At 57.6% G+C, this 20,408-nt stretch carries 10 protein-coding genes; 7 read left to right on the top strand and 3 right to left on the bottom strand.

Annotated elements, in window-relative coordinates; all coding sequences use genetic code 11:
• Window positions 1-56 precede the first annotated feature (56 nt).
• Both JMN22_RS21830 and JMN22_RS21825 read left to right on the top strand, forming a co-directional pair.
• The gene (locus JMN22_RS21830) at window positions 57-2,027 is read left to right on the top strand and encodes a hypothetical protein (RefSeq protein WP_198797998.1); all 1,971 of its coding nucleotides are present in this window, start codon (window positions 57-59) and stop codon (window positions 2,025-2,027) included.
• A 243-nt stretch (window positions 2,028-2,270) separates the two neighbouring features.
• A complete protein-coding gene (locus JMN22_RS21825; RefSeq protein ID WP_198797997.1) occupies window positions 2,271-4,622 on the top strand; it encodes an autotransporter outer membrane beta-barrel domain-containing protein in 2,352 nt (783 codons plus the stop codon).
• A gap of 74 nt (window positions 4,623-4,696) precedes the next feature.
• Here JMN22_RS21825 and JMN22_RS21820 read toward each other — a convergent pair whose 3' ends face one another.
• Window positions 4,697-8,680, bottom strand: coding sequence for an Ig-like domain-containing protein (locus JMN22_RS21820; RefSeq protein ID WP_198797996.1), 3,984 nt, complete (start codon window positions 8,678-8,680; stop codon window positions 4,697-4,699).
• Window positions 8,681-8,819: 139 nt separating this feature from the next.
• On the opposite strand from JMN22_RS21820, the gene JMN22_RS21815 reads away from it, so the two are divergent.
• The 5 genes from JMN22_RS21815 (at window position 8,820) to JMN22_RS21795 (ending at window position 18,759) form a co-directional block, all read left to right on the top strand.
• A complete protein-coding gene (locus tag JMN22_RS21815) occupies window positions 8,820-11,693 on the top strand; it encodes a hypothetical protein (protein WP_198797995.1) in 2,874 nt (957 codons plus the stop codon).
• Window positions 11,694-12,226: 533 nt separating this feature from the next.
• Window positions 12,227-15,613: an Ig-like domain-containing protein gene (locus JMN22_RS21810; RefSeq protein ID WP_198797994.1), complete on the top strand. Its 3,387-nt coding sequence runs from the start codon at window positions 12,227-12,229 to the stop codon at window positions 15,611-15,613.
• Window positions 15,614-16,259: 646 nt separating this feature from the next.
• A complete protein-coding gene (locus JMN22_RS21805; RefSeq protein ID WP_198797993.1) occupies window positions 16,260-16,523 on the top strand; it encodes a hypothetical protein in 264 nt (87 codons plus the stop codon).
• 229 nt (window positions 16,524-16,752) lie between these two features.
• On the top strand, window positions 16,753-17,454 hold the full coding sequence (locus JMN22_RS21800) for a response regulator transcription factor (RefSeq protein WP_030141219.1): 702 nt from the start codon (window positions 16,753-16,755) through the stop codon (window positions 17,452-17,454).
• A 3-nt stretch (window positions 17,455-17,457) separates the two neighbouring features.
• Window positions 17,458-18,759, top strand: coding sequence for an ATP-binding protein (locus JMN22_RS21795; RefSeq protein ID WP_198797992.1), 1,302 nt, complete (start codon window positions 17,458-17,460; stop codon window positions 18,757-18,759).
• Window positions 18,760-18,989: 230 nt separating this feature from the next.
• Here the strand turns inward: JMN22_RS21795 and JMN22_RS21790 are convergent, their stop codons facing one another.
• Entirely contained in the window at window positions 18,990-19,631 is a 642-nt protein-coding gene (locus JMN22_RS21790; RefSeq protein ID WP_198797991.1) for a DUF1345 domain-containing protein, read from the bottom strand.
• 38 nt (window positions 19,632-19,669) lie between these two features.
• Window positions 19,670-20,314 (bottom strand): bifunctional nicotinamidase/pyrazinamidase, encoded by a 645-nt coding sequence (gene pncA, locus JMN22_RS21785; protein ID WP_198797990.1) that lies wholly within the window; start codon window positions 20,312-20,314, stop codon window positions 19,670-19,672.
• Between the last annotated feature and the right edge of the window lie 94 nt (window positions 20,315-20,408).

Genomic DNA, 20,408 nt, shown 5'->3' with positions numbered 1-20,408 from the left:
GTAAGTGTTTGTCTGTTCATGGGTGTGTCTAACTGATATCTACCGGAGCTGAGAAGATGAATGACCAGAAGAAAATTGTATTGACCTCCGCGCAGGCTCGTCAGGCCTACACGACTTGGTATTTACAGGAGAGGGCCGACCAACTAGCTGATCCCTTGGATCCGATAATTGTTCCGAACTACTTTCCAGCATTTCCCGAATACAAAAACTATGTGCCTCGGGCACTGCAGGAGACTGATCTTGATCTAGAGGTCCCTGAATGGCCAGAGCAAGCCGAACTGGGCGAGACAGATACGCTCAGGATCTTCGTCAGGCGCAAAGGGAGCTCCGATTGGGGTGTTCCTACGGATATGCATCCGATCCCCGGGCCATTTCAACCTGGTGACTTTCCCTATCCGACCACTGTGAGTGCTTCGGCTTTTGCAGAGGAAGGGACGTACGAGTTGAAATACAGTGTAGAAATCCCCTCGGGGAGCACCACAGATTCTGATATAGCGGAATTCGTTATCGATAAGACTCCGCCAAATGACAATCAATCTTCTACCCTCCCGTTGGAATTTAGAGACCAGGTCGCTAAAGACGACGGGTTGACAAAGGCATACCTAGATAGTGTCAGTAGTACAGGCGTGCCGCTAATCGTACCTCCTTACGCAGGCGAACGTAACCAGGACGAGATTGAGGTTTACGCCCTGTTAAAAGAAGACCTTGTTTCGTTCAAAGTCTTTGATGAGGAGATTCCTAACGACCGGACAATCTTTATTCCGACTATATATTTCACGGGGAAAGACGATGGTCAGCTTGCTTTCGAATTTAAACTAAAAGATATTGTGGGTAATGTCGGCCCAGAATCGGTACCGCTTGAAACTCATTTACTGCTCCTTCCCCTTCCTGTTGGGCCGTTCCGTCCTCTGAGGGTGCCATTGGCTGAAGATGCCAAGACATTGATTGATTTGGCCGACGTTAAAGCAGGCGTCCGGGCATTGGTACCGCGCTATACGAATCACGGAAAGAACGATCGTATTTACCTGACGTGGGGCGCCTATAAGGCCAGTACTCCCTACAGAGTTGGAGATAATCCAACAGACCCAATGATCATTGATGTAAGCGATTCTGAACTGATCGAACCGGATTATGGTAGCACTACGGGAGAAAAGCCGACGGCAGTGACTTATCAGATCCAGCGAGGCCCACACAGGTATGATGCTGACAGCCCGCTGGATATCAATGTCGATCTATCTCAGCTTATCAAGCCAGGTATTCTGCCGGCGGTGCTTGTCCGAGGCGGTGGCACAGCGCCAGAAAATAATAAGCTGGTGGAAAGCGACAAAGGGCTGCCTGCAACGGCGACTATTTCGGTACCCATGGGGCTTGTCGGTGTTGACTGGGCGAGACTGTACTGGGGAGATCTACCCGATTTCGTAGCTGAAGTAACTCCCGTGCCGGCCCCAGGTAATCCTCTCGTGTTCAATGTGCCTTGGAGTGAGATCGAGAAGGTACCGGGCGTGCTGATTGATGTGTGGTACGAAGTGGGCGTAGTCGGCGATAACAACCCTACCCCTTCTCCTCCTACGGAGGTGAATGTAGAGGAAGCCGTACCTATCAGACTGGCCGAGCCGGAATTCCCTGATGCTCAGTTTGTAGGTGGCACCACATGGTGGATCAACTGTTCGTCTTGGATCGGTCCAGACGCTAACTTGCGGTTGCATATTCCACCGAATCCAAGGCTGTCGGCGGGCCAGTCAATGGCCATTACGGTACAAGGATATGATGTGTTTCCACCTGTCCTGGGCAATGAAGTGGGAACGGCTTGGACAACGACGATTTCTTCACTGAGCCAATCACAAGTAGATGACGGCTTTATTGAGTTGGTTGGGCCCAGGGCCAATTATTTTGACGATTTCCTAGGACGCAGGGGGGCATTGAAGGTTGACTATTCGGTGGTAGTCGGCACGTCGACATTGTCAGGCACGTTTTCGATACGTGCCGCTTCGGTGGATGCTGCAGGTCTGTGCCCGATAAATCCTTGATATTCCTTGGTCCCGATAAAGGTGAAGAGGCGTAAAGGAAAAATTTTTTTCCTTTACGTTGTTATTTCTCCAAGAGATCGGAAAATTCTATTGGTGTAAGTTTATGGGATTTTTCTAGGTGCTATTTGGGATTTTTCCTACATGCTATGCGTGGTTCTTTGAGTATCCTGCGGCCGCCTTGCACTTTGATTGCGGCTGAGTCGTGAGGAAGTGCACCTTCACTCTTACTTCAGGTTCATCACTATGCATTCCTCGAATTCCGCACGATCACTTTTGTCCGGTATAGCGCCGGTGTCTTGTTGCCTTATCTGGTCGATGCTGGTCAGCACATCGGTGCAGGCCGACTTAGTAGAAAATGGTCAGGTCAGGGACGTTGTCCCTAGTACCCCTAGTGATCGCTACGAAGTCATAACAGGTTCCACGCTCAATGTGAACGGCGCCAACGTAATGGATATTATTTCAAACAGCTCCGCTGTTAATGTCCGCCCTCGTAGTACGACGCAGCAAATATGGGCAAGTAACGGTTCGCGAGTGGCGCTGGATGGTGCCACGGTGACTGCCACGGGCGCAGGACTCATCGCTGGCGTGCAACTGGAAGCCAGTGAAGCAACGATCAATAACAGCACGGTGACCAATGACTACGGGATTGGCCTGCATTTGCTGCAAAGCCTCGGCGTGGGGTCGTCGGCGACGGTAACTGCCGGTAGCGTTATCAAAGGGCTGGAAGGTGGAGCCTTTGCTTCGGCGTTAAGTACTCTGAAAGTCCACAACTCTCACATCGAAGGTACGGGGGTCGATAGCTACGGCGTCAGATTGTTCAGTGCCGATGCGGAGTTTATCGGCAGCACGATTATCGGCGGTCTGAATGGACTCGATCTGCGAGGCAATCGGCCACTTCCGCGTGAAGGCAAGGTATTGCTCGATGGTACGACCGTTGAGGGCAAAAACGGTGCCGCTATTCGTGTCTCGGCTGCCGGCGCCGCATCGACGGTGATCAATATCGAACTGACCAATGGTTCGAATCTCATCGCAGGCAACGGCAATTTGCTGGAGGTGGTTGGCGGTTCCACAGCGAACATGGGTGTGAGCAATAGCGGCGGTGTCGTGCTGAAAGGCAACATTGATGTATCCGAAAACAGCACCGCTAATCTGCGTTTCGATCAAGCCCGAATGGAAGGTGACTTTATTGTCGAATCCGGAAGCACCGGTACCCTGGGGCTCGCTAACGGTTCGTTCTTCAAAGGGAATCTGGTCGGCGTTTCCGGCGTCACGATCAATAGCGGTTCCGAATGGGAAATGGCTGGTGACAATACGGTTGGCACCTTGTCCATGAACGCGGGAACGGTGGCCTTCGGCGGTGCTGGGAAGTTCTATCAGTTGAACGTGGGCACCCTGACGGGCGACGGAACCTTCAAGATGGATGTCGACTGGGCCACCAATCAACACGATGTGCTCAATGTCACCGGCGTTGCCAGCGGCGATCACTCTTTGCTGGTGGCTGGCTCCGGCGTCGATCCGGCGTCTGCAGAAGCGCTGACCCTGGTGAAAACGGCGGCGGGCGACGCTACCTTTGGCTTGGTCGGCGATCAGGTGGATGTCGGGACCTACTCTTACAAATTGGTTTCCACCGCGAATGGTTCAGGGGGGACTGATTGGTTCCTCGATCCCGAGACGGCGACGGTCAGCCCTGGTACCCGCACGGTCATGGCCCTATTCAATACTGCCCCAACAGTTTGGTTGGGTGAGCTGACCAGTTTGCGCAGTCGCATGGGCGAGTTGCGTTTCAACGGAGGAAAGTCGGGCGCATGGGGCCGTACCTATGGCAACAAATACAGCGTGGACGCGGCCTCCGGTACTGGCTACAAGCAAACTCAGCAGGGCTTTTCCCTGGGAGCCGATGCGCCGTTGCCCATGGGTGACGGACAATGGCTTATCGGTGCGATGGCGGGCCACAGCAACTCCGACCTGGATTTGAGCCGCGGCAGTTTAGGCACCGTGAAAAGCTACTACCTTGGGGCTTATACCACTTGGCTGGACGCGGACACGGGCTACTACTTCGACGGTGTACTCAAGCTCAACCGTTTCCATAACGAGGCAAAAGTCTCCATGAGTGACGGTGCCCGTGCCAAGGGTTCCTACAACACTGCAGGTCTGGGCGGCTCGGTTGAGTTCGGACGGCATATCAAGCTGGACAACAACTACTTCATCGAACCCTATACTCAATTCTCGACGGTGGTGATCCAGGGCCAGGATTATGGGCTAAACAACGGCATGCAGGCCGAAGGCGATCGTACTCGTTCTTTCCTGGGCAAGGTCGGCATGACGGGTGGGCGTAATTTTATGCTGGACGACGGCACCGTGCTGCAGCCCTATGTCCGGGTGGCGATGGCGCATGAGTTCGCCAACAACAACGAAGTGCAAGTTAATAACAATGTGTTCAATAACGACCTTTCCGGATCGCGCGGCGAGCTCGGAGCCGGTATAGCGGCGCAGCTCAGCGAGCGCTTGCAACTGCATGCCGATTTCGACTATGCCAATGGCAAGCATATCGAAATGCCGTTCGGCGCGAATGTGGGGCTGCGCTATAACTGGTAAGCGCTGGAGCCCCTTAGACATAACCCAAAGAACCCTGCCGCAGTGCAGGGTTCTTTCGATTGAAGCGGCTCACCTCACCTCCCGATACCCAGGCCTGTGCCGATCGGGTTCAGATCCCATAGTCCCCACGTAGCACCATTGGGCATGGTCAGCGCATACATGTACACCGGAGGGAATGGATTCTTGACACTGCTGGACCAGGTGTAGGCTCCCCCCCAAGGCCAGCGGCCCCGGTAGGCGGCGCTGATTGCATTCAACGTACCGAGATCCGGGACGCTCAAACCGCGTGAAGCGGCTACGCTGCGAATCGTCTGGTAATGCCCGCCTCCAAGGTTATGGCATAGCCAGACGCCCGTAACCGTAACGGTGTAACTTTTGGATTGTGGTGGCGTGGCCGAATCGGTCGCGGTGATGGTTGTGCTGCCATTACGACGCACGGTTACGAGCCCGGCCCCGTCAACCGCCGCGACGGCTGGATTACTGGAACTATACCGATGGGATCCTACGCCTCCGGTGGCAGCATGACGTACCGATGTGCCGGCGCCGAAGTTGGGCAGCGCGGCGCTCCCGGCGAGTATGTAAGCTGCTCCACCCAATGTGACGGGGCTCTGGTTGAAGTTCAACGCTGGCGTTGGTGCAACGACCGTGAACGTTCTCGGCGACGAAATGGGGACGTTGTCACCGTACAGCGCTTTGGCGGTCAGGCTGTAGCCTCTGGGAGTCACAGCCAGTTCTGCCAGGGTCCAGATACCTAGGCCATCAGCCCGGATTTCGGGAGCTGTCGTCGTGGTACCCAGTATCTGGACGATTTGATAAGCGCTGCCGCTCCCCCTCAACGTCACCTTGTTATCTGTCGTACTGCCGCCGTTGTTGAGTTCGCCACGGGAGTCCCGAACGCTGGTGATCGTCGGGTTGACAACTGGCGTCACGGTGAATGACCGCGGCGCGGACGGCGGAACGCCCTCGCCATAAAGTGCCTCAGCCACAACACTGTATCGCTGGAGAGCCAACGTGCTGAACGTGAGGGTCCAGCCACCGCTGTCGTCGGTCGGCACCTGCGGTGGGGGAACTGAAATACCCGTGATTCTCACATTCTGCCGGGCATTGGCCTGGCCCTTGATCGTGACCTGTCGGTGAGTGGTGTAGCCGTCGTGGGCAATTTCACGCCAGGCGTCCTTGAGGCTGGTAATGGTCGGGGCATTGGCGGCCTCCACGGAAAACGTGCGCGGTGATGAGATGAAACCGCTGCCATCCAGCGCGTGGACGGTAAGCCGGTACGATTTCACGCTCAGCGAGGACATGTCGTGCGACCAAGCCCCTCCGATACTCACCGGCAGAATCGCCACGGGAACGGTACCTTCGTAGAGTTGCACACTGGAGTCGGGGGTTGCCGTGCCGTCCAGTCTCACACGGGTGTCGAGCGTGTTCTCTCCTTCTCCTACTTCGCCCCACGAGTCCTTGACGCTGGTAATCTCCGGCATAACCCAGTCATGACGACTCTTGAACGTATAGCGGGTCAGAGGGAAGGCAAGCGCGTAAAACTCATCGGTTTCGGTGCTGAAGCCCACCTTGCATACGACCGTCAGCGGTGTGTTGTGGCCAAGCCGTTCCAGCTCGGTTCGCAGCACAACTTCGCTCAGGCCATTCGCGGCCTCATTGGCCGTCAGCTCATGGCCGTCCAACAACGGAATAGGAAAAAGCATTCCAGTCTCGGAATGTCCTTCTAGCCGCAACCAGATGCGTTGTTTGGCGGCAATGAATGGCCATCTTCCAACGGTGACGTTGGCGTTGCCGGTAAAGGTTGCCAGGTTCAGTACTGAGGTGGTGTTGTTTGCCTGGGGCATCCATGGTTTGGGCAGCTGGTTGTCCGGATCCTGAAAGGCCAGTACTTTCAGCGCCAGGGTTTCGGAGGGAAATACGAAGCCTTTATGCGTCACCTCATAACCGAGCATCACGTTACGGTTGATATTGGCGCCGACCACCGAGGCCGGGACGGTGAACAGAACACTGCCGTTGGCACTGCCGGGCAACTCCAGATCATCGGATGTACCCGCCCCGGGGGTGCCCAGCCAATTCAAATGAATCCTGTGTGGCTCATCCATGCTCTCGTATCGCACCTCTACCGTGGCGCCGGCGAGTGCATTGATTGGATCGAGCTCATCTGCGGGCGAGGCTTCGATCACCATGGGTTCCGGGAGGTCGCCCAACAGGTCGCCGATGACCAGCTCAAGCAAGCCCGAATAGCGATACCGACCGGTGAGTTTCTCCAGGACAACATAGCGAATCCGGACGATGTTGTTGATGTTCGGTTCGATGTACTTGCGCAGGATCGTAAAATCCAGCTGTTTGCCGGCGCTGGCTTGGGATATCGGTACCCAATCGCTGGTGCTGCCATCTCCAGGGTTGCCATGCCAGTAGTAGGTGAGAATGTCGTCTTTTGCGGTGCCGAGGTATCCGATACGCAACGTCACGCTGCCGGTATGAATGTACGGATCCAATTTATTCTCGGGCGCTTCAACGACCATGGGCGCGGGGATTTCAGCACGGATGACTTGGATTTTGGCGTCGAGGAAGTCGGACTCCCGGACGTCGTACACGACGGCATTGTCGTTGGAGACCCAGTAACTTAGCCTCAGGCTGCCTCCTGTCAGCACCGCGATGTGTTCACCGAGGACGAACATCACGATGTCTGTGTCCTCTTCATTGTCGCTGACGATGTGCTCTTCTTCATGCAGGTAGGGGCCTGCGTTGTTGGCCTTTTCACCCAGCCAGACCAGTTTGAGATGGTCGCCCCCCTTCATGCCCGGATAAGCATGGATGATCACTGTGGCGAAGGGCTGGTCCGGTTCGAGTGTGTCCCCAATCAGTTCGATAAGTGTCGGCGCGGGTAGAGCGGAGACCTGCCCCTCGACGTTTGCGAAGGCATGTTTGGATGACAGAGGAGGATCACCGTTGGCTTTTTCCAGGATATAGAACGCATCGCCAGACCCGCCCGCCAGGGCACGGATTTCAGCGTTGGGAATCTCGAATGCATAGACTGCGGGCAGGTTGTCGATGACTTTGGATTGACGGTTCTCCAATGGTAGGCCGACCACTGGAGTTCCGATCCAGGTCATATTCAACGTGTCGTTCAGAGCAAAGTCGGGTGCGCGCGCGATAACCTGGATCGTCACGGGCTGTTTGCCCAGCGTCGGCAAATCGATGACACCGCTGGATGCTTCCTTGATGATGGGCTCGGACAGTCGAGCAGCTCCGGCGTCTACTTGTACGTAAGTGCGCGAGGAGTATTTTTCGGCATAGTTCCAGACCAGATCGAACACCATGTAATGGACCAGCAGTCGGGCACTGTCTCCGGCGGCGAGGATGGTTTGTTGGTCGATCCTGATGAAGATCGAATCGGTCGTACTCGCCTCCTGCGGGGTGATCTCGCGGTATACAAAAGCGCTACCCCAGGCCAGCTGGATGGTGTCGTGGGCCGCACGACCGGGATAATGCCGGATCTCAAGGTCGAAGCCGTTCTTGGCGGAACCGGCGTCTACCCCATTATCGATCACATCCTGAGGGGGCAGCGGAGCCTTTAGTTCTGAATGACCTGGGTTGTGAGGTTCTCTGTCTTTGCCGCCGGGGCGATCCAGCTTGACTCGCAAACGCCAGGGTGTCGACTCGTCGCTGGGCCCGGTTTCACCTACGGGCGTCAACTTGAAGTGAAAGTTCTCGCCCCAGGTGGGGGTGATTTTTTCGTGTGGCAATGACAAGAACAGGCGCTTGTTGAGCCCTCCCTTTTCAACAGTCCCCTGAGCGATTATTTCATCGTTCAGGTAGACATCGATCTTGTCGCCTTCCTTCTGCTCGTTCCAAGGGTCGATGATGCAGAGTGCGTCCTTGGGAGGGTCTTCGGTCTGGGGGGGGCGAGCGAGGTCGAAGACAATGCTGCGGTTGATTCCGTAATCAGCATCGATGACGGGACTGGTCCAACCTGCAATGAACAGCCCCCTGAGCTGCAGCGGTGCTGGGGAAAGGGGCAGGGGAGGAAGTAGGCAGGGCATGAACCGGGTCATGGGAAACGTCCAGTTGTGATGTGGGTGTGCTCTAATTTAGTAGCCGTGGAAAGGTGTGCCTACTGTCAACTCTGACAGTAGGCACACCCCGATTTCCGGCATTGAATAACCCCAGACCTCATCCAACTGGGACCCTGCCATGGCCATTACCGACAACAACCCTCTCGAGTATGACGAGCTGGAGATCCCCGACGGCGGCCCGGCGCATCCGCCGGCTCCAGCCGACAGCGTCGGCATCAACATTGCCGCCGCCAGGCTGGTCTTTCCCCACGACGGGCTACGGCTGCTGCTACCGCCCTGGGACAACATGGGGCGGGGAGACTCCTTCAGGATCAAGTTGAACAACATCCCCGTGTTGCCGGGCTCCATTGATGAAGAGACGGAGGTGGGCCAGTGGATTGAGCGGTATATCCCGGTAGGTGGGCTGGTCGATGGCGACTTTGACCTAAGCTACGACGTGAAAATACTGGGGGAACCCGGCTACACGCCTTCAGCGGTGACGAAGGTCCACGTCAAGATCGAATTTGCCCCACCCGGTGGCCAGGATCAGGACGGTGATACGCCCGGTCACTCGGAACTGAGACTGACAATCCCGCCCGAGTTCCTGCCCCCCGGCGCGGTGGATCAGGAAGCCGCCAGGCTAGGTGTCCCGGTGACCATCGAGCCTTACCCGATCATGGCCGAAGGGGACCGGATCAAGATGTCCTGGGGCGGTGAAATTATTTGGAAAACGGTAGGGCCGGAACATTTTCCGCCACAGAACCAGCCCTTGGTCATCACTGTCGATGAGGAGACCATTCTCAACGGCAAAGACTCCGATGACAGTGGCTTGCCGGTGGTCTTTGAAGTCTATGACCGGGTGGACAACAAGTCTGAAGACTTTAGCGCCGAGGTGCGGGTGATCGTGGACACCGGCAATTCGCGCCTGGATGCACCGTTGATCGAGGAGGTGTTCAACCTGGAGCTGGACGTGGACCAGCTTGGCGAGGCGGACCTGACCTTTCAGGTGATCGCGGTAGGTAGTCACTTCAAGGTGGACGATGAGGTCGAGATGAGTTTGACGGGCACAACGGCAGAGGGGGAAAAGATCGAAGAAGTCATCTTTGCGCGGGAAAAAATTCTCAGCGTCCCGAATGTCCTCATGTTCAAACGCCCCAGCGCCGAGGTACGACAGCTGGCCGGCGGCCCTCATGCGGCGTTTTTCTACCGGCTGATCAAGGCGGATGGCAGCGCCGACCTGTTCTCCAAGATATTCTCCCCGCGGATCGTGGGCAGGGCCAATCCCCTGGCGGCGCCGATTCCCCTGGACGAGATCGCCGGCACACTCGATCCACAACTGTCCAGTACCACCATTGAGATTCCGCTGGATCCAGCTATGGAAGAGGGCAATGCGATTGAATTGATCTGGAACGGCACCAAGGCGAACGGCACTTCCTATAAACCTGATCTCCCACTGCACCCGATCACCGCGAACGAGGCGGAGGGCCGCGTACCGATCGAGATCGTCGTGGCTGGCGAACACCTTACTGCCATCGAGGAGGGCACGCTCGATCTGTATTACAAGCTGCTGCGCGATGCGGTGAGCCGGGAAGTTATCGAGGAAGAATCGCTGCACACCGACCTGCTGAGCATCGGTGAGCCCCGGGCCGAATTGCCGCTGCCGGTGGTCGAGGGCGAAAGCGGAGGCGTACTGGATCCTGCGGACAAGCCGGACGGTACGCGCTTGATCGTTCTCAAATACAGCGGGCAAACGGCCGGCGACCGGGTGCATATGTTGTGGTGGGGGTCGAACACCGGACGGTACCGGGATTCGATTCCGGTCACCGGATCTACCGAGAACCAAAACATCCCGTTCACCATCAGGGCCGCGTTGATCGAGGACAATCGCGATGGCACGGTACGGGCGATGTATTGGGTCAAACGGGCGGGGGGCGGGACTTCTGCCTCTGAGATATTGAATATCAGCATCGGCGTGCAGGCGATACCGACCCTCGATAACGTCAAGGATGCCAATGGCGTGGAGATCCCGGAAGGCACCAGCGCCGTCACGACCAGCGTTTCGGTGAACGGAACGGCGAGCAAGGGGCGTGATGTCGAGATTTATGATGGCAGTGGGGCCAGTGCCGTATTGAAAGGCACCAGAACAGCCGATCCCGTAACCGGGGTCTGGTCGCTCGCGGACATTGCGGTTGCTGATGGAGGGCATCGCTTTTATGCCAAGGCGCTTTACAACACCGGTGGGACACCCAATTCCAACGTCCGGTTATTCACGGCGATAGCGGCCATGACGCCGACGATTGCCTCGGTGAAGGATCCGCAGAACACCGAGATCCCCCATAACAGCACGACCACCGCGACGACCGTCACCCTCAGCGGCAAGGCTGTGAACAGCCAGCGAGTCGAGATCTTCGACGGCGCCACCTCGAAGGGCACCGCACCGGTCAGCGCCAATGGGGACTGGAGCAAAGAGGTCACGGGGCTCAGCTTGGCGGCCCACAGTTTCACGGCCAAGGGCCTTTATGGCAGCAATCCCGTCTCGGAGGCTCGCACGCTAACTGTGTGGGACTTGACCACCTTTGACGGACGTGATTGGAACAACTGGCAAATAGACCCTACGGCAGAGGGGGAGTTTAATGTTAGATCGGAAAATAATAATTTTTACTTGGATTTTGTCACTCCTCGTTCCTCCGTTGCGCGCTACGTCTTGCTGAAACTTATTTCTGGTCTTGAAGTGGGCGCGACGTATGAATTTTCGCTCGATAGTGTGGCACTACAGACTTTTGCAAATAAACCGGAGATAAACTTAATGAGCCCGCAAGGTCTTTCGGCGGCTGGTGAACTTACTAATGTCTGGAAAAACATAGCTGGCTCTTTTTTGGCAACGTCCAGAGAAATGCGACTGGGAATTGTTTTTTGGCCGTTCGGAGATTCTCCTCATACTCATAGTGGCTTTAAGTTGGATAACATCCTGATAAAGCAAATACAAAAGAACGATGCTGTGGAATCGAATTAGCAGGTAAAATAGGGGACGCATCTATTTTCAATGCGGCGTTTTGTGGAGCTGGTGTGAGCCGTGATTGCAACGGATCAATGGGGCGAAGGCGTCAGCTCCTTCACCCTTGGGCAATTGCCGCATCTTGTGATCTCACCGAACCTTGAACCGGCTAGGTAGATACGCCCCTTTGTCAGATAGCCTGTTCAACATATCATTCCCGACAGTAACCGTAATGACCGCCCCGCTGCTAATGGAACGCTATGCATAAGAGGAGCAACGCCATGGCCGCGGATAAGCGCGTTGATGAAAATCTGATCGTCAACGGTACATTTGAGATGAGACGACCCTGGAGGGGGGCGCTTACCGAGTCAGTCCAGCAGTTTCAGGCGCCCGCTTCGATAATGCCGGCCGCCTCTCGCAAATGGCCATCTTACGAGGCGCCGGGATCGTCAAGGTCACTTTGAGCAGTTAGCACCTGTCAACCTTGACAGTAGGCACCCCCCGATTTCCGGCATTGAATAACCCAGACCTCATCCAACTGGGACCCTGCCATGGACACTGCCGACAACACCCCCCTGCAGCTTCAAGAGCTGACCATCCCTGACGGCGGACCCGCGTATCCGCCGGCTCCCGTAGGCAGCGTCGGCATCAACATTGCCGCCGCCAGGCTGGTCTTTCCCCACGACGGGTTACGGCTGGTTCTACCGCCTTGGCCTAACATGGGCCGGGGTGATGCCTTCAGGATCAAACTGGGCACTATTCCAGTGGTGACGGGCTCCATCAATGAAGACGCTGAGGTGGACGAGCCGGTTGTACGGCACATCGCGGTAGGCGGATTGGTCGACGGCGACTTTGACCTGAGCTACGACGTGAAAATAGTGGGGGCCTCCAACTACGAGCCTTCGGAGGTGACGAAGATCCACGTCAAGGTCGAGTTTGCCCCACCCGGTGGCCAGGATCAGGACGGTGATACGCCCGGTCACTCGGAACTGAGACTGACAATCCCGCCCGAGTTCCTGCCCCCCGGCGCGGTGGATCAGGAAGCCGCCAGGCTAGGTGTCCCGGTGACCATCGAGCCTTACCCGATCATGGCCGAAGGGGACCGGATCAAGATGTCTTGGGGCGGTGAAATTATTTGGAAAACGGTAGGGCCGGAACATTTTCCGCCACAGAACCAGCCCTTGGTCATCACTGTCGATGAGGAGACCATTCTCAAGGCCGGGGACACCGACACCAACGGCATGGCGGTGGTCTTTGAAGTCTATGACCGGGTGGACAACAAATCCGAAGACTTTAGCACCGAGGTACGGGTGATCGTGGACACCGGCAACTCGCGCCTGGATGCACCGTTGATCGAGGAGGTGTTCAACCTGGAGCTAGACGTGGACCAGCTTGGCGAGGCGGACCTGACCTTTCAGGTGATCGCGGTAGGTAGTCACTTCAAGGTGGACGATGAAGTCGAGATGAGTTTGACGGGCACAACGGCAGAGGGGGAAAAGATCGAAGAAGTCATCTTTGCGCGGGAAAAAATTCTCAGCGTCCCGAATGTCCTCATGTTCAAACGCCCCAGCGCCGAGGTACGACAGCTGGCCGGCGGCCCTCATGCGGCATTTTTCTACCGGCTGATCAAGGCGGATGGTAGTGATGACCTGTTCTCCAAGATATTCTCCCCGCGGATCGTGGGCAGGGCCAATCCCCTGGCAGCGCCGATTCCCCTGGACGAGATCGCCGGCACACTCGATCCACAACTGCCCAGCACGACCATTGAGATCCCGCTGGACCCGGCCATGCAAGAGGGCAATGCCATTGCGCTGATCTGGAACGGCATCACCGGGACCGGCAGCACTTATACACCTGACCTGACACTGCATCCGCTCAGCAAGAACGAAGCGGAGGGCAGTGTGCCGATTGAAATCGTCGTGGCCGGTGAGCACCTCACCGCCATTGAGGGAGGCACGCTCGATCTGTATTACAAGCTGCTGCGCGATGCGGTGAGCCGGGAAGTCATCGAGGAAGAATCGCTGCACGCCGACCTGCTGAGCATCGGTGAGCCCCAGGCTGAATTGCCGCTGCCGGTGGTCGAGGGCGAAAGCGGCGGCGTACTGGATCCTGCGGACAAGCCGGACGGTACGCGCTTGATCGTTCTCAAATACAGCGGGCAAGCGGCCGGCGACCGGGTGCATATGTTGTGGTGGGGGGCGAACACCGGACGGTACCGGGACTCGATTCCGGTCACCGGATCTACCGAGAACCAAAACATCCCGTTCACCATCAGGGCCGCGTTGATCGAGGGCAACCGCGATGGCACGGTACGGGCGATGTATTGGGTCAAACGGGCGGGGGGCGGGACTTCTGCCTCTGAGATATTAACGATAAAAATTGGCGCGGCCGTGAATCTGACTGCGCCCAGCGTCAAGCAGGCCAGCGGCGCTACGCCCAATCAGCAGTTGAATCCGGTGGCGGCCAAGGATGCGTTGACTGTGGTGATTCCCGATTATGGTATTCAACCCGGCGATAAGGTCAGCGTGACTTGGGCCGGCACTGCCGGGGCCGGTTCCCATACCACCCCGGTACAGGCATTGCCCGGCAGCCGGGAAATTCCGCTCCCAGTGTCGGTGCTCGCCTTCAACCTGGACAGATCGGTCACGGTTACCTACACCGTGACCCGTGACGGCAGCGAAGGGCCGGCGTCAGCCCCGCTGACGCTGAATGTGCAGGCGATGCCCGCGACGAGTTTGGCAATGCCGCTGATCCCCCAGGCGGCACAGGGCGGCCTCGGCCGCGAACTGGACCTGACCAGCTTCACCGGCAACGCGCGCGTGACCTGCGCGCCCTGGCCGCTGATCGCGGCCGGCCAGCGTGTGTGGCTGCGCGCCGAGGGCATCGACCAGAACGGCGCCTCTTACGTCATCACGCTCTATACCGCCTCGGCAGTGAATTCCTCCGAAGTGAGCGCCGGGCTGGTCACGGACCTGCTGCGCAGCGAGCTGGTCAAACTGCGCGACGGCTCCGAGCTGAAGGTCATCCTGCAGGTGACCTTCGACCGCAGCTCGGCCCAAGCCAATGCCGTGGACTTCCCGCTTCGGACCTATACCGTCAAGGCCATGCCGGCGACGGCGCCGACTATTGCCTGGGTAAAGGGCCAGCCAAGCAATACTGAGATTCCTCCCAATGGCACCACGAGAGATACCAGCGTGACATTGAGCGGTACTGCCTCGGCCGGGTTGGAGATTGAATTGTTTGACGGAGCTACGTCCAAGGGACGGTTTACGGCGATCGGTGGGATCTGGACCAGCACGGCTATTCCCGTAGCACTCGGGCTGCACACCTTCAAAGCTGAGGCTCTGTATGTGGGCAATCCGTCCTCGACCGCGCGCAGCTTTACCGTGTCGCGGTTACGCATTGATAACTCGAATATGACGCTAGACCTTTTGCATTATTACAAAGCACCCTGGCCACGGAGGCAGGCCGAAATTTTCGACGAGGTTACACGTTTGCCTAGCGATGGAATACTTCCTTACACCTACTCCACCAGTAATTCTACTATTGCATCAGTCAGTTCCACCGGGAAGGTTCGAGGGCTAAGAAACGGGACCACAACAATAACGGTTAGGGATGCAGCTGGGCTGACGGCATCATATCAGGCGTTGGTAAGCCGCAAGTATGAAATCATTGTCCACGGCGGCCCTTTTAATGCGCTTCAGGCCTACAACTGGTTAGTCAGTCAGAAATTCGAGTACGACGCGGAATATGAGTACCCCTACCATGATATTGCCAACAACTTTATAGTCCCATCAAGCTGGACATCCCAATGGTTGGGCTCATCGGCAACACGGGCAACTTATTATCGTTTTCTAGAGATTCATCTTAAGAGGACGAATGCCACTATTTACCCGTACAGTAGCAACATAACTCAGGCACTGGGCCTTCGATCGTGATGCATTTGCCTTGCGTCAGTATTTAATGATGCAACAACTATTAAGTTAGTGATGGCTGCAAAGGGCTTTGCAGTTGTCGAGAGGGCTGAAGTATGAAGAAGATTGAGCAAATTTCGACATGGGTCGTTTTTTTGAAAAGTGCTGACGGCTCGATAGCCGGAAAACATCTGGTTATTTAAGAATGTCCCCAGCGCCCTGGAACGGCTAAACATCGGTTCGCAGTCCCGAAAAATAATGTTAATTCGATAAAACATCATTTTTCGGGCCGCACAGTCTTACTCAAGAAAAGGGCGCAAGAAAGGCAAAAAGAGGAAGCATTTATTATCCGCTTGGCGAACGGTTTGGAAGGAGGATAACAGAGTAGCGGCGCGCCCCTGACAGGCAGGTGGAAGGACGGTCCCGAGGGTGTGCCTACTGTCAACTCTGACAGTAGGCACACCCAGTTTTCTGGCATTGAATAACCCCAGACCTCATCCAACTGGGACCCTGCCATGGACACTGCCGACAACACCCCCCGGACCCTTCCTGAACCGTTGGTCATTGGGAACACAACGACCATGTCAAGGGCGCGAACAATCGGGCGCAGTTTGAAAACGGCGGGAGACTTTTCCAATCGGTGGTGGTGAAAACTGCTGCGCCTGTCCGCGTGAGTTTTGACATCGCCAATTATTACGGATCAGGGCAGGTAGCGATTGCTGAATACAATCTCGCCTATTCATTCGATTCCGCGGGACATTTCAGTGTTGGTTTTGTCGCGCCGGAGGGCTCTGGTGCCAGTGAGATTACCCTGAGCTTCACTTCTATCGGTGGCGCTTTTGATCTGGATAATGCTGAGCTGTGGGCTTGCCCCGATGAGGGTGGGCGCGGTGGACGAACCTCTATTGCGATCTTACCTGCCGACAAAGTTTGACTGTCCACCGTTAGGGTTTTGTAGGCTGTGTGTGAAATTGTGTAAGGGGTTTGGTCGGCGACGGGCGAGGGCGTATATCCTTGGCGGCTTGAGATTTCTGCGCCTGGATATCGCCATCGCGAGCAAGCTCGCTCCCACAGTGGGTCTGTGCCATACAGAAGACTTGTGGGAAGAGGCTTGTTCGCGATGAGGCCTAGCCCAGCACCACAGCATTTGTCTGGACCCACCCATGCCCAACATCCTCCTCGTCGAAGACGACGCCGCCCTCTGTGAACTGATCGCCAGCTACCTGGAGCGCAACGGCTATCACGTCAGCGTGCTCAACCGTGGCGACCACGTCCGTGAACGTGCGCGGGCGAATCCGCCGGACCTGGTGATCCTCGACCTGATGCTGCCGGGGCTGGACGGCCTGCAGGTCTGCCGCTTGCTACGCGCCGATTCGGCGACCCTGCCGATCCTGATGCTCACCGCCCGGGACGACAGCCACGATCAGGTGCTGGGCCTGGAGATGGGCGCCGATGACTACGTCACCAAGCCCTGCGAGCCACGGGTGCTTCTCGCTCGGGTGCGCACGTTGTTGCGGCGCAGCAGCCTGACCGAGCCGCAGACGGTCAACGATCGCATCGTCATGGGCAACCTGTGCATCGACCTGTCCGAACGCACGGTGACCTGGCGCGGCCAGCCGGTGGAATTGTCCAGTGGCGAATACAACTTGCTGGTGGTGCTGGCACGGCATTCCGGCGAAGTGCTGAGCCGCGACCAGATCCTGCAACGCCTGCGCGGCATCGAATTCAACGGCACCGACCGTTCGGTGGACGTGGCGATTTCCAAGCTGCGGCGCAAGTTCGACGACAACGCCGGCGAAGCGCGCAAGATCAAGACCGTATGGGGCAAGGGCTATCTGTTCAGCCGTTCCGAGTGGGAATGCTGATCGATGTGGAAGCTGCTGATTCGACTCTACCTGGTCACCATCGTTTCCTACAGCGCGGCGATCTACCTGATGCCGGAACTGGTGATCCGCCTGTTCCAAGAGCGCTTCCAAGCCTACAACCTCGACTATTCCCGTGGACTGCAAACCCTGATCGTCAAGCAGTTCCGCGCCGTGCCCAGCGCGCAATGGCCGGCGCTGGCTGCGCAGATGGACAAGGAATTCGAGCCGTTGCGCATCGAGCTGGCAGCCACCGAGGACACCGGTTTCACTGCGATCGAGCAGGCGCGCCTAAAGCGTGGAGAAAACGTGGTGCGCATCGGCGATTGGGGCTGGCGCACCCTGGCGGCGGCGCCTTTGGACGAACGCACGGCGGTGAAGATGGTCGTGCCGCCGGATCCGGCGGACGTCAGTTGGCTGTATTGGAGCATCAACGTGCTGATCGGCGCGACGATGCTGGCGTGCCTGCTGCTCTGGCTGCGGCCGCACTGGCGCGATCTGGAGCGCCTCAAGCGCACCGCCGAGCGTTTCGGCAAGGGACATTTAAGCGAGCGTACGAAGATCGCGCCGAGTTCCAACATCGGCAGCCTGGCCCATGTATTCGACACCATGGCAGGGGACATCGAGAACCTGCTCAACCAGCAGCGAGACCTGCTCAACGCTGTATCCCATGAATTGCGCACGCCGCTGACCCGGCTCGATTTCGGCTTGGCCCTGGCGTTGTCGGAGGACATGCCAACGGCCAGCCGCGAGCGCCTGCAAGGGTTGGTGGCGCACATTCGTGAACTGGACGAGTTGGTGCTGGAGTTGTTGTCCTATAGCCGCCTGCAAAATCCCGAGCGTTTGCCGGAGCGGGTTGAAGTGCCGTTGGATGAGTTCATCGACAGCATTCTCGGCAGCCTCGACGAAGACCTGGCCGCGCCGGAGGTGGTGATCGACGTGCTGCTGCACGGGGCGCTGGAGCGTTTTGTGCTGGACCCGCGCCTGACCGCCCGCGCTTTGCAGAACCTGCTGCGCAATGCCATGCGTTATTGCGAGAAACGCATCCAGGTCGGGGTGCTGGTCAGCGAGCAAGGCTGTGAAATCTGGGTCGACGATGACGGCATCGGCATCCCCGACAGCGAGCGCGAGCGTGTCTTCGAACCATTCTACCGCCTGGACCGCAGCCGCGACCGCGCCACCGGCGGCTTCGGCCTCGGCCTGGCGATCAGCCGCCGCGCCCTGCAAGCCCAGGGCGGCACGCTGACCGTCGAGGCCTCGCCGCTGGGCGGGGCACGTTTCCGGCTGTGGCTCCCCACACCGTCTTGAGGCCAGTGCAGTCTCTGTGGTGAGGGGATTTATCCCCGCTGGGCTGCGCAGCAGCCCTGAATCAATGAATTCAATCTTCCTGGCACACCGAGTTGTCTGGTTTGGGGCCGCTACGCAGCCCAACGGGGATAAATCCCCTCGCCACAAGGGAAATGCTGTTCACTTAAGGTATCGATATTCCCGTGGCGAGGGAGCTTGCTCCCGCTGGGCCACGAAGTGGCCCCAAACAGTCACCCAAACAACCCCGCCGCAATATTGATCGAAAAACCCAATATCGCCGTGTTGAACACGAACCCGATCAACGACTGCGCCAAGACAATCTTGCGCAACTGCCGTGTGGCAACCCCCACGTCCGAGGTCTGCACCGCCACGCCGATGGTGAACGAGAAATACAGAAAGTCCCAATAGTTGGGTGTGGTCAGCCCCTCGGCAAAACGCAGGGCCGGTTCCTTGCCGTCCCAGGTGTAATACAACCGGGCGTAGTGCACGCTGAAGATCACCCCGATCAGCAGCCATGAGCCGATAACGGTCAATGCGGTGACGCCGTAGTGCAGCAGTTTGCCAGCGGTTGCCAAGTCGCGGCTGCCGGCCAGTTCAAAGGTGATGGTCGCCAGGCTCGCCAGCGCCGCGATGCAGACCATCAGCAACACCAATCCGGCGTTTTCGTCCTCCATCTCGGCGATGCGCTTCACGTCCGGCGCCTTGGCCCGCACCGTCAGCCAGAACATCAGCACCAGGTAGGTCCAGACCCCGGCGTTCCAGCCGATCAGGATCTTGCTGATGATCGAGTCCGTTGGAATCAACAGGCCCGCTGCCAGGCCGATGACGGTGGCTAGGGAGAGTCGCGGATGAGTGCGGGTGAGGCGGGGCATGGGGGCTCACTGTGGCGTGGAAATGCTCGGAGTATGAATCATCCGCTGGTTATGTCATTGGATTGAATCAGCCGTACGCCGGCCTCCTGCATGCGCCGCATGGCCGCGTCCATTGAGCCGTCGATATCGATGCCCCGGCAAGCGTCGAGCACGACGATTGCGTTGAAACCGACCATTCGTGCGTCAAGCGCCGAATACATCACACAGAAATCCAGGGCCAGCCCGACCATGTACACCGTGTCGATGCCGCGCTCCTTGAAGTAGCCGGTCAGGCCGGTCTGGGTCAGGCGGTCGGCTTCCATGAAGGCCGAGTAGCTGTCGATGGCCGGGTTGCAGCCCTTGCGGATGATCAGTTGGGCATGAGGCAAGTCAAGGTCAGGGTGCAGGGCGGCGCCCTGGGTATCCTGGACGCAGTGTTCGGGCCAGAGCTTTTGTTCGCCGTAGGGCAACTGGATAAGGTCGAAGGGGTGTTTGCCTTCGTGGCTGGAGGCGAACGAGGCATGCCCGGCGGGGTGCCAGTCCTGGGCACAGACAACGTTCAGGAACGAGCGGCCGAGTCGGTTGACCAGCGGCACGATTTCGTCGCCGCCCGGCACCGCCAGTTGGCCGCCGGGGATGAAGTCGTTCTGGATGTCGATCACGAGTAAAGCGGTGGTTGTGGCTTTGGTATCCATAGGGGTCATGCCGGCTGCTCCTGGTAATGATCTGTGGAGATTAGCCGAACCTGCACGGGCTCAGGTTGTTCTTTGTCGCGGGCACCGCATCGCGAGCAAGCTC

The sequence above is a fragment of the Pseudomonas sp. HB05 genome, from assembly GCF_016756915.1.
GTDB lineage: Bacteria > Pseudomonadota > Gammaproteobacteria > Pseudomonadales > Pseudomonadaceae > Aquipseudomonas > Aquipseudomonas alvandae.
Note: the sequence above shows the minus strand (reverse complement) of the source record. Positions and strands in the feature narration are given on the sequence as shown.

Excerpts from the sequence above, each read along its gene's own strand:
- JMN22_RS21790 (WP_198797991.1), bottom strand. The coding sequence starts at position 19,631 with ATGCCCCGCCTCACCCGCACTCATCCGCGACTCTCCCTAGCCACCGTC.
- JMN22_RS21830 (WP_198797998.1), top strand. The coding sequence starts at position 57 with ATGAATGACCAGAAGAAAATTGTATTGACCTCCGCGCAGGCTCGTCAG.
- JMN22_RS21810 (WP_198797994.1), top strand. The coding sequence starts at position 12,227 with ATGGACACTGCCGACAACACCCCCCTGCAGCTTCAAGAGCTGACCATC.
- pncA (WP_198797990.1), bottom strand. The coding sequence starts at position 20,314 with ATGACCCCTATGGATACCAAAGCCACAACCACCGCTTTACTCGTGATC.
- JMN22_RS21815 (WP_198797995.1), top strand. The coding sequence starts at position 8,820 with ATGGCCATTACCGACAACAACCCTCTCGAGTATGACGAGCTGGAGATC.
- JMN22_RS21825 (WP_198797997.1), top strand. The coding sequence starts at position 2,271 with ATGCATTCCTCGAATTCCGCACGATCACTTTTGTCCGGTATAGCGCCG.
- JMN22_RS21800 (WP_030141219.1), top strand. The coding sequence starts at position 16,753 with ATGCCCAACATCCTCCTCGTCGAAGACGACGCCGCCCTCTGTGAACTG.
- JMN22_RS21820 (WP_198797996.1), bottom strand. The coding sequence starts at position 8,680 with ATGACCCGGTTCATGCCCTGCCTACTTCCTCCCCTGCCCCTTTCCCCA.
- JMN22_RS21795 (WP_198797992.1), top strand. The coding sequence starts at position 17,458 with ATGTGGAAGCTGCTGATTCGACTCTACCTGGTCACCATCGTTTCCTAC.